This is a genomic window from Streptomyces sp. NPDC111744 (assembly GCF_055634995.1).
This window is the reverse complement of record NZ_JBVKCG010000008.1, coordinates 358149-370346: the sequence shown is the minus strand read 5'-3', so window position 1 is coordinate 370346 and position 12198 is coordinate 358149. Positions and strand designations below refer to the sequence as shown.

Here is a 12198-nt window from a genome sequence, read left to right as displayed (position 1 = left end):
ACGCCCGGTTACATTCCGAACCCGGAAGCTAAGCCTTACAGCGCCGATGGTACTGCAGGGGGGACCCTGTGGGAGAGTAGGACACCGCCGAACAAATATTGAGAAAGGGCCCCACACCTCACGGTGTGGGGCTCTTTCGCGTTTATGGGCATTGTCCGGCTAGAACGTCACGTCCGCTGTGTCGACCGTGCCGCCCTTTCGGCCGGGGGCCTCCTGCCACTGCCAGTAGAGGTTCGTGTGCGCGATGACCTGTTCCGGGGCCGGCGCGCCGTACGCGGTGAGGTCCTCCGTGGTGTGGGCGTCGCCGACCAGCGTGGCGTCGTAACCGCGGACCATCGCGCCGTGCAGGGTGGAGCGGATGCAGGCGTCGGTCTGGGCGCCGGTGACCACCACGCGCCCCACGCCGTGTTCGGCCAGGACGGACTCCAGCTCGGTGTCCTCGAAGGAGTCGCCGTAGCGCTTGTGGACGAGGGGCTCGGTGGCTTCCTCGCGGGTCAGTTCCGGGACGTACTGCCAAGGGGCGCTGTCCGGCTTCAGTTCGTCGCTGGAGTGCTGGATCCAGATCACCGGAACCGCCTCGGAACGGGCCTTGGTAATCAGGGAGTTGATGTTGGCGATGACCTCGTCGCGGTTGTGGGAGCTGTCCACCACCCCGTTCTGCACGTCCACGATCAGCAGGGCGGTGTTCGGGCGGTTCTGCAGAGTCGTCATGGCGTCCACGGTAGGCGCAGGCACTGACAACGGGGCCTTGGGCGAGCGTCGTAAACGAGGTGAACGGGGCGGTTGGTGGCGGCTACCGTGGCCGTATGCGTGCGATGACCAGCGGTGATTACGTTGTTCGAGCGATACGGGCCGATGAGTGGGAGGCCGTGAAGCGGCTGAGGCTCGTCGCGTTGCGGGACCCGGTTGCGGGGATCGCGTTTCTGGAGACCTACGAGGACGCCGTCGCCCGGCCGGACTCGTTCTACCAGGAGCGGGCCGCGCGGTCGGCCGAGGAGCCCAGTGGTGCGCGGCAGTTCATCGCCGAGGCGGCGGACGGGGTGTGGGCCGGGAGTCTGACCGTGCTCATCGAGGAGGCGGGGTCGACGGACTGGGCCGGGGCTCCGGTCGAGCGGCGGCAGGGACACGTCGTCGGGGTGTTCGTGCGTCCCGAGCACCGTGGGAGCGGGCTGATCAAGGCGCTGTTCGACGCCGGTGTGGCATGGGCGCGGGAGCGGGGCGCCGAGCGGGTGCGGCTGCTGGTGCACGAGGAGAACGTGCGGGCGCAGGGGGCGTACCGCAAGGCGGGGTTCGTGCCGAGCGGTGTACTCGTGCCGTTCTTCAAGGACGAGGTGCAGAACGAGGTGGAGTTCGTTCTGGAGTGGCCGTCCCCGGCATCTGCCTAGACCGGCAGTTCCCGGTGTGGCCAGCGGGAGCGGGCCTGTTCGTGGGAGCGGAGCAGGGCGAGGGTCGGCAGGCCCTGCTCGGTGCCGGTGGTGAGGAGGTCGGGGAGCTGGGGGAGCGGGGCCACGGCCGCCACGTCGTCCAGGACCAGGGTCAGTGGTGGGTCGAGCCGACCGGAGGATGACCGTTCGGCCATGCGCCGGCCGCGCTCGACCACGCTTGAGACAAGGGCCGTCAGGAGGGGCATCGCGCCGGGGTTGGTCCTGGGGTCCTCGATGGATTCACCGACCACATAAAGCGTGCCCCCTTCGGCCACGAAGGAATCCAGGGCGAGTGCATCGGATCGGTTGGGTGTGCAGGCCTCGCGGACGTTGACCGTGAAGAGGGCGGCGAGTGCCCGGGCAGTCAACTCCTGGGCGATGTCCCGGCGTTCGGGGTGGGAGGTGAGCGCGGCTTCGAGTTCGCCGGCGGCGCCGGGGGCCGCCTTCGGGTGGGTGCGGAGGGTTCGTACGGCGTCCTGGACGCCCGTGCCCTGTGCCCAGCGGTGGACATGGCGGATCGTGCGGTTCTCCAGGGCGGCGGCGTGGAGGTAGCTGCGCAGGAGCGTTTCGGCCGTGTCGGTGACCGCCTGGTCGATCTTGGCGGTGGGTTTCACGGGGGTGAGGAGTGCCTGGGCGCACAGGATCGCGGTCTGCTTGTCCTCGCAGTTGGCCGTGGGCGACCAGTGGAAGCGGGCCGGGGTGTCGCAGAGGTGGTTCGGGTCGTAGAGGAGGACTGGGCCCAGTTTGGCTCGGGCGTCCTTGGTGTCGGACCAGAGGGCTGGGTTCGAGGTGACGATGAGGGCGGGGCCGGCTGCGTCCTGTATGGCCTGGGTTGCGGTGGCGTGGCGGGTATCCCTGGGCGCGATGTGGATTTTCGCCCACCCCGCCCATCCGTCCATCCGGTCACCGTTCGAAGAGGGGGGGCCGTAGAACCCGTTGGGGGCCGTGCTGGTTTGATCGCCGTCCGTGTGTTCGATCCCTGTTTCCGGGACGGCCGGCTCCGGTGCGGTGGGTGTCCTGCTCGGCTCCGGTTCTGCACGTGGCTCCGGAAACGGAGCCGTCGCCGCCCTGTGTGGCTCCGTCGCCTGTCTCTTCCTGCCCGCGCGCCATCTCGCCACCGTCCCCATCACGAACACGGTGAGGACGGTCAGGATCATCAGCTGGCCGATGAACAGGCCCCAGAACAGCCCCCACCCGGACAGGTGCGCCGCCGGTGTGTCCGGCCAGGCACCGGTGATGTCGTGCGGTTCGCCGATGAGGTGGCGCATCGCGAGCGGAGTGTGGGAGAGATTGACGGTCGACGGCCAGGTGCCGTGGGAGAACCAGGCAGCCAGGCCTGTCGCCGTCCACACCAGTACCGTGATGCCGAGCAGGAACGCGAGTATCGCGATCAGCAGGCCGTCGGGGATGCCGCCGCCCTGCTGTTCGCGTTCCTGCCGGGGGTCCGGTCTCACGATCGGGTCCTCCCTACGCCACCGTGGATTCCGAGTCGCCGAGGTGTTGCTCGACGAAGGCCGCCGCCCGCTGCTCCGCCTCCAGTTCGGCGGCGCGCAGGGCGTCGTCGGCGGTGGCGAGCTGGTCGGCGGACGACTCGGTCATCGCGCGGTCCGTGAAGACGAGTGGGCGTTCCGTCTCGGTGACCAGGTGTTTGACCACCTGGACATTGCCGTTGACGTCCCAGACGGCGATGCCGGGGGTGAGGGTGGGGATGATTTCCACCGCCCAGCGGGGGAGGCCGAGTACCCGGCCCGTCGCCCTGGCCTCGTCCGCCTTCTGGGCGTAGATCGTCCTTGTCGACGCCATCTTCAGGATCGCCGCCGCCTCCTTCGCCGCCGCGCCGTCGACGACGTCGGAGAGGTGGTGGACGACCGCGACGAAGGAGAGGCCGAGCCGTCGGCCGAACTTCAGCAGGCGCTGGAAGAGCTGGGCGACGAAGGGGCTGTTGATGATGTGCCAGGCCTCTTCGACCAGGAAGATGCGCTTCTTCCTGTCCGGGCGGATCCAGGTGTGCTCCAGCCACACGCCGACGATCGCCATCAGGATGGGCATGGCGATGGAGTTGCGGTCGATGTGGGAGAGGTCGAAGACGATGAGGGGGGCGTCGAGGTCGATGCCCACCGTCGTGGGGCCGTCGAACATGCCGCGCAGGTCGCCGTCGACCAGGCGGTCCAGGACCAGGGCGACGTCCAGGCCCCAGGCTCGTACGTCGTCTATGGCGACGTTCATCGCCTCCGCGGACTCCGGCTCGGGGTGCCGTAGCTGCTCGACGATGTCCATCAGGACCGGCTGGCGGTCGAGGATCGTCTCGTTGACGTACGAGTGGGCGACCTTCAGGGCGAAGCCCGAGCGTTCGTCGAGGCCGTGGCCCATCGCGACTTCGATGATGGTGCGGAGCAGCGCCAGCTGGCCGGTGGTGGTGATGGACGGGTCCAGCGGGTTCAGCCGGATGCCGTGGTTCAGGGCCGCCGTCGGGTCGAGCCGGATGGGTGTTATCCCCAGCTCCTCCGCGATGAGGTTCCATTCGCCGACGCCGTCCTCGCCCTGGGCGTCCAGGACGACGACCTGGCGGTCGCGAAAGCGCAGCTGCCGTAGGACGTAGGTCTTCTCCAGGGCCGACTTGCCGTTGCCGGACTCGCCGAGGACCAGCCAGTGCGGGGCGGGGAGCTGCTGGCCGTAGAGCTGGAACGGGTCGTAGATGTAGCCCTTTCCGGAGTACACCTCGCGGCCGATGATCACGCCCGAGTCGCCCAGGCCGGGGGCGGCCGTGGGGAGGTAGACGGCCTGGGCCTGGCCGGTGGAGGTGCGGACCGGGGAGCGGGTCGTCTCGACCTTCCCGAACAGGAAGGACGTGAAGGCTTCGGTGAGGACGGACAGCGGGTCCCTCATCAGCGCATCAGCCTCTACCTTCGGATTCCGGTGGCGAAGGGAAGTGTGTTCACGAAGGCGCGGTGGTGCTCACGGTCGCACCACTCCAGTTTGAGGTACGACTTTCCGGCGGACGCCCTTATGGTGCGCTTGTCGCGGTTGAGGGCTTCCGGGGTGCGGGAGGAGACGGTGATGTAGCCGACCAGGTTGACGCCGGCCGCGCCGCTGGCCAGGTCCTCGCCGCGCTGGTCGATGCGGTTGTGGGCGGCGACGTCGCGCGGGTCCACGGTCCGGTTCATCTTGGCGGCGCGGGACGCCTCGGCCTCGTCGTTGGTCTTCTCCGTGAGCATGCGCTCGATGGCGACCTCGGTGGGTTCGAGGTCCATCGTCACAGCCACCGTGCGGATGACGTCCGGGGTGTGGACGAGGAGGGGCGCGAGGAAGTTGACGCCGACGGGGGTCATCGGCCACTCCTTCACCCAGGCCGTGGCGTGGCACCAGGGCGCGCGGGTGCTCGACTCGCGGGTCTTCGCCTGGAGGAACGTCGGCTCCATGGCGTCCAGTTCGGCCGGCCAGGCGTTGCGCTGGGTCATCGCCTGGATGTGGTCGATGGGGTGGTCCGGGTCGTACATGGAGTGGATCAGGGAGGAGAGCCGGCCCTGACCGAGCGGCTGGCGGACGCGGATGTCCGCCTCCTGGAGGCGGGAGCAGATGTCGGTGAGCTCGCGGGCCATGACGACCGCCAGACCGGCGTCGCGGTCCAGCTTGCGGCCGCCCTGGGGGCGGGCGGCGCGGGCCATCGCCTGGGCCTCGGCGGCCAGTTCGCGGGAGTAGTGCATACAGGCGACGAGGTAGGCGCGGTGCTGCTCGCTGCTGGTGGACACCATGGACTGGAGCTGGTCGTAGGAGCGGGACAGCCACTCCGGGGCCTTGTCGTTGCCGCGCTGGGCGACGTCCTTGGCGTGGGCGTCGGGGTCGGCGGGGAGGGTGCGGGCGAGCATCTGGAGGCGGGTGACGAAGCCGTCGCCGTTGGCCACGTGCTTGAGGAGGGTGCCGAAGCGGTCGACGAGGGCTTCCTGGTCCTCGGAGTCGCGCAGGCCGACGCCGGGGCCCTCGATCTCGATGGCGGCGGTGACCGTCTTGCGGTCGGCGTGGAGGAGTACGGCGATCTCGTCCGGGCCGAACGGGGCGGCGAGCCAGGAGATACGGCCGATGCCGGGCGGGGGCCCGATCTCGACCTCACGGCCGTCGATCCGGGTGCCGGCCTCGGCGGCCGTGGAACGGTAGACCGTGCCGCTGCGCAGGGTGCGCTTGTAACTGCGGTTGATCTCGAACCACTTGTAGAAAGTACGGCGCTTGTACGGCACGTAGACCGCCGCCAGTGCGAGCAGCGGGAAGCCCATGAGCAGCACGATCCGCAGGGACAGGACCGGGACGAGGAGCCCGCACATCATGCCGAGGAACGCGCCCGCGATGATCAGCACGATCTCGCCGGACTCACGGTTCCGGCCGACGATCGCGTTCGGCCGGGCGCGGCCGATCAGATACGTACGGCGGGGCGTGACCGGATGGGACAGATGGGACTCGGTCGTCAACGCCCTTCACCTCCCGAGCTGTTGTTGCGGGTGTTGCCTGCGTGCGGGGTGTTCACCGGACTGGGCGCGCGGGGTGCGGGTGCGGCGGAGGGGACAGTTCCGCCGCCACCACTGTTCGGGGTGCGCGTGCTGTGCGCGGCGACGCCGCCCGAGGCCGGGTTGGACGGGCGGGCACCGGAGGAGGCGGAACCGCCGCCCCCGCCGCCGTTGTTGTCGGCGCGGGCGCTGTGCGTTCTGATGCCCTGGGCGACCAGGTTGGCGGGGCTGCTGATGACGGCGGCGGCCTTGCTCTCGGCGCCCTGCATGATGCGGTTGCTGCGGCCGGCCGCGATCTCGTCGCCGAAGCCGGGGACGAAGCGGTAAATCATCGCGCTGGCGAAGATGGCGAGCAGGATGATGGCGAGGCCGGAGACGACGGCGGAGAAGGCGTCGGGGCCGCCGTCGGAGGACAGGGCGCCGGCGAGGCCGAGCACTATCACGATGACCGGCTTGACGAGGATGACGGCGATCATGATGCCGGCCCAGCGCCGGACGTGGCCCCACAGGTTCTTGTCGACGAGACCGGCGTAGACGACGGTGCCGAGGAGGGCGCCGACGTAGAGCAGGGCGGCCCGGATGACGAGCTCCAGCCACAGCACTCCGGCGGCGAGGATGCTGACCAGGGAGACGACGATCAGCATGATCGGACCGCCGCCGATGTCTCCGCCCTTGTTGAGGGCGCCGGAGAAGGTGCCGAAGAACGTGTCCGTCTGGTTGCCGGTGGTCTTCGCGAGGACGTCGGAGACGCCGTCGGTGGCCGATACGACGGTGTAGAGGATCAGGGGCGTGAAGGCGGACGCCAGCACTGTCAGCCAGAGGAAGCCGATGGCTTCGGAGATGGCGGTGCTGAGGGGGACCCCGCGTACGGCCCGCTTGGCCACGGCCAGCAGCCACAGGAGGAGCGTGAGGATCGTCGACGCGGCGAAGACGACGGCGTACTGCTGGAGGAACTTCTGGTTGGTGAAGTCGACGTTGGCGGTCTCCTTCACGGCGCCGCTGAGCTTGTCGACGGTCCAGGAGGCGGCCTTGGCGCAGCCCTGGGCGAGGGAGGAGAGGGGGTCGAGGGTGGAGGTGAGGGGGTTGGTGGTGGAGCCGCCTCCGCTGCTGCCGCCGGAGCCGCTCTCGCAGAGCTGCAGGGAGGGACCGGTCATTCCGGCGCAGTTGCCGCCGCTCTCCGTGGGAGAGGGGCTCGCGGAAGGTGAGGCGCTCGGGGTGGGAGCCGCGAAGGCGCGAGTGGCCAGGATGACGGCGGAGGCCTGTACGGTGGCCACCAGGGCGGTGAGCCTGAGTGCGCGGTGCTGGCTAGCGGGCATAGGTGAACCCTCCGAACTCCTGGACCACCTTGCTGATCTCGTCGGACCCGGAGACAGGGTTGTCACCGGTGACCGGGGTGGGGCCGGTTTTCTGGCTGGATTCCAGGACCTTCCAGTCACCACCGCTCCAGTTGAGCTTCATCGTGACGGTGAACCAGTTGCTGGTCACGGGGTTGGTCGAGGTGGTGCCCGCGATGCCGAACAGGCCGTTGCACCAGACCTCGACGGTGGCCGCGCTGTCGCTGTACGAGGTGGCCTTGGTGCCGACCGGGAGTGTGCGGCTGACGAACGTGCTGCCCGTGGGCGCGGTGCCGTCGGTGGTGAGGCCGGCCTTCTTGAGGAAGTCGGCGGAGTAGTCGGAGTCGAATCCGGACTGCAGGTTGTTCCTGGTGGCGGGATCGGCGATGGTCTGCACGATCGCATGCCGTTCGACGGTGTTGAACATGGCGTCGGAGCCGAGCACCGTCGCGTAGTTCGCCGCCGCGCTCTGCGCCCCCTGCGAAGTGTGCGCGAACCCGGTGGGGATTCCCTCGTTGCTCTTCGTCTCCACCGGCTTTGTGCCGCTCGCCGCTGTTGACGAGGTCGTCGGCCCGCCCCCGCTGCCACTCGCGTCGCCCGTTGCCGACGACGAGCTGCCGTCCCCGCCCCTGTTCGCGAAGGCGATGGCCGCGATGAGGAGGACGACCACGCCGACGACAGTGACCAGGCTTCTGGAGGAGGAGCGGCCGCCGCGGCGGGAGGCGCCGCCGTACGGGTCGCTCTCGGGCAGGTGGGTGCGGGTGTGGCCCGTATCCGGGTAGCCGGGCTCGTCTCCGAGGCTCATGCCGCGTACTCCCCCTCCACGTCGTACCGGAACGCGTAGCAGTACGACGGTAGCCGTGCTGGTTCCCGCGCGGGCGCGGTGTGGTGACTCGACATCAGGGAAACGCAACCTCGGAGCGGGGGAAAGGGAGGTGCAGATTGGCTAGACGGCCATGCCGTACACGATCGTGAACAGGGTGCCGAGTGAGCCGATGATGAAGACTCCGGTCAGTCCGGCGATGATGAGGCCCTTGCCCTGTTCGGCACTGAAGGTGTCGCGGAGAGCCGTGGCGCCGATGCGCTGTTTGGCGGCGCCCCAGACGGCGATGCCGAGGCAGAGCAGGATGGCGACGGCCATGACCACCTGGATCATCGTCTTCGCCTCGTTGCCCAGGCTGCCGAAGGGGCCCCAGTCCGGAGCGATCCCGCCGATGATGGTGTTGATGTCTCCCTTGTCGGCCGCATAGAACACGTAAGTCACCGCCCCTGGTGCATAGTTCCGTTCGCCCCTGCCGGGTGCAGAGGTCACGCCTCATTCTCGCCGAAAACGTCGCCGGAGTATGTCGACTTGACGTCATCGATTGGCGGGTTTCGTACGAATGGCCCGTACGGTCACTCTGTGTATCACGGCAGGTCACGCCGGGCAATGAGGCCTGAGCGGAACCTGTCGTGTGGTTCCGTCGTTGACCCCCTTCGCGACCTGGCACGTTCTGTGGCGGCTGGTCGGGTGACGGGTCGAGACGATGTTCTCACGGTACTCATACGGAAACGGCCTGTGGGCCCCGGCATCGGCCGGGGCCCACAGGCTTTCTGAGGACGGATCAGGAGTGCTCAGCCCGCGAAGGCCGTGACGCCCTCCGGGGTGCCCCAGCCGGTCGGGCCGTCGTAGCCGGTCGTGGCGGTGCAGAAGTACGACGTGGTGCAGGTGCCGTTGCTGCCGCTCGTCACGTCGTTGAGGGACGAGGTGCCCGCGTAGCTGTACGGGAACTTCGCCGGGTAGGAGCCGCTGGACGGGGTGCCGGCCAGGGCGTAGACACCGGCGATGATCGGCGCGGAGACGCTGGTGCCGCCGAAGGTGTACCAGCCGGCGGTGACCCCGTAGGAGTCGTAGACGGAGACGCCGGTCGCCGGGTCGGCCACCGCGGAGACGTCCGAGATCATGCGCTTGGTGCAGCCGGTGTCGGTCTGCCAGGTCGGCTTGGCGTCGTAGGCGGAGCAGCCGGATCCGGTGCCCTCGGTGGAACTGGTGTTCCAGACGGTCTCGGTCCAGCCACGAGTGGTGGAGGACGTCGACAGCTTGGTGCCGCCGACCGAGGTCACGTACTTGGAGGCGGCCGGGTACTCGGCGCCGTAGCCGCTGTCACCCGCGCTCACGGTGATGGCGACACCGGTGTGGTTGAAGTACGAGGAGTCGTACGAGGTGTCCGAGGAGGACTCGGAGCCGCCGTAGCTGTTGGACACGAACTTCGCGCCCAGGGTGACCGCCTCGTTCACCGACTTGCCCAGGTTGGCCATGGTGGCGCTGGTCGCCTCGACGAGCAGGATCTTGCAGTTCGGGCAGATCGCGGAGGCCATGTCGAGATCGAGGGAGATCTCCTCGGACCAGCCGGCGTCGGACGTGGGCAGCGAGGTCGTCGAGCCCGTCTGGCTGACCTTCTTGAAGCAGCCGTTGGCCGTGGTGCAGGCGGAGAGGCCGTAGTACGAGCGGTAGGTCGCGAGGTCGGACTCGGCGTTCGGGTCGTTGTACGCGTCGACGATCGCGATGGTCTCGCCCGAGCCGTTGGAGGCGGCGGCGGAGGTCAGGCCGTAGGCCGACCGGAGGTTGGTCGGGCTGTAGCCGGAGGGGGTGGACGCGTCGGCGGCCTTGGGGGTGATGCCGGTCTTCGCGGCCTGCTGCTTCTGGTAGGCGGTGAGACCGCCGGTGACGCGGTAGGAGTTGCAGGCGAGTTCACCCTTGTGCTTGGGGGTGGCACAGGGGGTCGCGGTGTAGGTCACCTTGGCGGAGGAGACGGAAGGTGCCGCGTCGGCCTGGACGGCGGTGCCGAATCCGGTGAGCAGCAGCGCGGCCGTGGCCGCTGCCGCTGTGCCGATGCGGCGCCAGCCACCGCGTATGGACGGTCTGTTGGGGGGAGTGGAACGCATGCGTGCAGCCTCCTGAGTTCCGGTACGGGGTTGGAACAGGGGCGGTGCGGGTGCGAGCTGGTGCGGTTGACCGCCGGTACGGGTTCCCCGGCGATCGGGCCGCGGCCCGCGAAGAGAATCCTTTGTTGAGTACGCGACAACAAGGGGCTACGGGAATCATGACTTCCGTATTGCCGAACGGGGCGTTCGCGTGGCCCTTCGATGGCCGCCCGTTGTCCTGCGGGTGGCGGACGCTTGACTCAACACACAGGCTGTTCACGGGACTTGCTTAGGTGTTACGAGTTGCTCAAGCTGCGAAAAACGGGTCACGGCCGGCTGCCGTGACCCGTTTCCCTTTCCGTGCCGCCGAGAGGAACCCCACGTCCCCCTCACGGTGGCGGCTCCCCGTGACCCGACGGGGAGGTTCTGCCGGGACCTAGCCGGTGAAGGCGTCGGTTCCTTCGGGGGTGCCCCAGCCGGTCGGGCCGTCGTAGCCGGTCGTGGCGGTGCAGAAGTACGACGTGGTGCAGGAGCCGTTGCTGCCGCTCGTCACGTCGTTCAGGGCCGAGGTGCCGGCCGCGGCGTACGGGTACTGGGCCGGGTAGTCGCTGCTGCCCGGGGTGCCGGCCAGGGCGTAGACCGAGGCGATGATCGGCGAGGAGGCGCTGGTGCCGCCGTAGGTGTTCCAGCCGGTGCCGTCGGCGCCGTAGGAGTCGTAGACGGAGACTCCGGTGGCCGGGTCGGCGACCGCCGAGACGTCGGCGATCATGCGCTGGGTGCAGCCGGTGTCGGTCTGCCAGGTCGGCTTGGCGTCGTAGGCGGAGCAGCCGGAGCCGGTGCCCTCGGTGGAGCTGGTGTTCCAGACGCTCTCCGTCCAGCCGCGGCTGTTGGAGGACGTCTTGAGAGCGGTGCCGCCGACGGCGGTCACATACCGGGAGGCGGCCGGGTACTCGGCGCCGTAGCCGCTGTCACCGGCGCTCGCGGTGATGGCCACGCCCGCGTGCTTGTAGTACGAGGTGTCGTACGACGTGTCCGACGACGACTCTGAGCCGCCGTAGCTGTTGGACACGAACTTGGCGCCCAGCTTGACGGCCTCGTTCACCGCGGTGCCCAGGTTGGCGTCGGAGGCCGACTTGGCCTCGACGAGCAGGATGTTGCAGTTCGGGCAGGTCGCGCTGACCATGTCGAGGTCGAGCGAGATCTCACCGGCCCAGCCGCTGTCGGCGGAGGGGAGGGAGGTCGTCGAGCCGGTCTGGGAGACCTTCTTGAAGCAGCCGTTGTCGGTGGTGCAGTCCGACAGGCCGTAGTACGACCGGTAGGTCGCGAGGTCGGACTCGGCGTTCGGGTCGTCGTAGGCGTCGACGATGGCGACGGTCTCGCCCGAGCCGTTCGAGGAGGCGGCGGAGGTCAGACCGTAGGCCGACTGGAGGTCCGAAGGGCCGTATCCGGTGGGGGAGTCGGACGCGGCGTTCGGCTTGACGGCCTTCGGGGTCACGCCCTTGAGCGCGGCCTGCTTCTCCATGAATGCGGTGGTGCCGCCGGTGACCCGCAGGGCGTCGCAGGCGGCAAAGCCCTTCTTCGGGGTGGCGCCGCAGCCGGCCTTCTCGTACTGCACATGGGCCTTGGCGACCTGAGCGGCGATGGCCTTGGCGCTGACCTTGTGGGTCGTGGTGGCGGTGGCCGCGGTGGCGTGCGCCGCGGTGCCGAAACCGGCGACGAGCAGCGCGGCGGTGGCCGCGGCCGCCGAGCCGACGCGGCGCCATCTGCCGCGTATGTGGGGGGTGGTGGGGGTGGTCGTACGCAACGTACAGCCTCCTGGAAGAGGGGGACAGAGGCCTGCGAGTGGGGAGCCACCGGTGTGGTTGCCGGTGGGGGCGGCGGCCCGCGACGACCATCGCCTTGTTGGGTACGCGACAACAAGACGGGTTTCGGAATCCTGACTCCTGCGTTACCGAGGGGCGGCCGGGGCTTACTGATCATTGGGGCCCGGATGGCCGGAAATTGGGGTCCGGTTGACCCGAGGCGTGGCCGAGTGGGGCC

Annotated in this window: 10 protein-coding genes and 1 rRNA gene; 2 read left to right on the top strand and 9 right to left on the bottom strand. The window is 69.0% G+C overall.

The annotated features are described in order from the left end of the window. A 5S ribosomal RNA gene (gene rrf / locus ACZ7OO_RS21150) occupies window positions 1–93 on the top strand; the annotation flags it as partial. Window positions 94–159: 66 nt separating this feature from the next. Here the strand turns inward: rrf and ACZ7OO_RS21145 are convergent. Further along, window positions 160–711: an isochorismatase family protein gene (locus ACZ7OO_RS21145; RefSeq protein WP_471506469.1), complete on the bottom strand. Its 552-nt coding sequence runs from the start codon at window positions 709–711 to the stop codon at window positions 160–162. A gap of 104 nt (window positions 712–815) precedes the next feature. Between ACZ7OO_RS21145 and ACZ7OO_RS21140 the strand changes: the two genes are divergently transcribed. Beyond that, the gene (locus tag ACZ7OO_RS21140) at window positions 816–1385 is read left to right on the top strand and encodes a GNAT family N-acetyltransferase (RefSeq protein WP_471506490.1); all 570 of its coding nucleotides are present in this window, start codon (window positions 816–818) and stop codon (window positions 1383–1385) included. Here the strand turns inward: ACZ7OO_RS21140 and ACZ7OO_RS21135 are convergent. The 8 genes from ACZ7OO_RS21135 to ACZ7OO_RS21100 all read right to left on the bottom strand — a co-directional run bounded on the left by ACZ7OO_RS21135 (window position 1382) and on the right by ACZ7OO_RS21100 (window position 11962). Next, window positions 1382–2878, bottom strand: a complete 1497-nt coding sequence (locus tag ACZ7OO_RS21135; RefSeq protein WP_471506467.1) for a type IV secretory system conjugative DNA transfer family protein — start codon at window positions 2876–2878, stop codon at window positions 1382–1384. The two genes, ACZ7OO_RS21140 and ACZ7OO_RS21135, sit on opposite strands and share 4 nt — an antisense overlap. Before the next feature lie 13 nt (window positions 2879–2891). Beyond that, complete coding sequence (locus ACZ7OO_RS21130) at window positions 2892–4310, bottom strand: ATP-binding protein (protein WP_471506465.1); 1419 nt, start codon at window positions 4308–4310, stop codon at window positions 2892–2894. Window positions 4311–4324: 14 nt separating this feature from the next. After that, window positions 4325–5884, bottom strand: a complete 1560-nt coding sequence (locus ACZ7OO_RS21125) for an SCO6880 family protein (RefSeq protein WP_471506463.1) — start codon at window positions 5882–5884, stop codon at window positions 4325–4327. Beyond that, entirely contained in the window at window positions 5881–7236 is a 1356-nt protein-coding gene (locus ACZ7OO_RS21120; RefSeq protein WP_471506461.1) for a hypothetical protein, read from the bottom strand. The genes ACZ7OO_RS21125 and ACZ7OO_RS21120 overlap by 4 nt, the downstream gene beginning before the upstream one ends. After that, entirely contained in the window at window positions 7226–8059 is an 834-nt protein-coding gene (locus ACZ7OO_RS21115) for a DUF8175 domain-containg protein (RefSeq protein ID WP_471506459.1), read from the bottom strand. The genes ACZ7OO_RS21120 and ACZ7OO_RS21115 overlap by 11 nt, the downstream gene beginning before the upstream one ends. Window positions 8060–8200: 141 nt before the next feature. Beyond that, on the bottom strand, window positions 8201–8509 hold the full coding sequence (locus ACZ7OO_RS21110) for a hypothetical protein (protein WP_351328461.1): 309 nt from the start codon (window positions 8507–8509) through the stop codon (window positions 8201–8203). A 359-nt stretch (window positions 8510–8868) separates the two neighbouring features. Continuing rightward, window positions 8869–10179 carry a S53 family peptidase gene (locus tag ACZ7OO_RS21105; protein WP_471506457.1) on the bottom strand — a complete coding sequence of 437 codons (1311 nt, stop codon included), beginning with the start codon at window positions 10177–10179 and terminating at the stop codon, window positions 8869–8871. A gap of 415 nt (window positions 10180–10594) precedes the next feature. Beyond that, on the bottom strand, window positions 10595–11962 hold the full coding sequence (locus tag ACZ7OO_RS21100; protein ID WP_471506455.1) for a S53 family peptidase: 1368 nt from the start codon (window positions 11960–11962) through the stop codon (window positions 10595–10597). Between the last annotated feature and the right edge of the window lie 236 nt (window positions 11963–12198).

What these genes read in the sequence shown, in the direction of transcription:
- ACZ7OO_RS21145 (WP_471506469.1), bottom strand. Translation starts at nt 711, where the DNA reads ATGACGACTCTGCAGAACCGCCCGAACACCGCCCTGCTGATCGTGGAC.
- ACZ7OO_RS21140 (WP_471506490.1), top strand. Translation starts at nt 816, where the DNA reads ATGACCAGCGGTGATTACGTTGTTCGAGCGATACGGGCCGATGAGTGG.
- ACZ7OO_RS21130 (WP_471506465.1), bottom strand. Translation starts at nt 4,310, where the DNA reads ATGAGGGACCCGCTGTCCGTCCTCACCGAAGCCTTCACGTCCTTCCTG.
- ACZ7OO_RS21120 (WP_471506461.1), bottom strand. Translation starts at nt 7,236, where the DNA reads ATGCCCGCTAGCCAGCACCGCGCACTCAGGCTCACCGCCCTGGTGGCC.
- ACZ7OO_RS21115 (WP_471506459.1), bottom strand. Translation starts at nt 8,059, where the DNA reads ATGAGCCTCGGAGACGAGCCCGGCTACCCGGATACGGGCCACACCCGC.
- ACZ7OO_RS21105 (WP_471506457.1), bottom strand. Translation starts at nt 10,179, where the DNA reads ATGCGTTCCACTCCCCCCAACAGACCGTCCATACGCGGTGGCTGGCGC.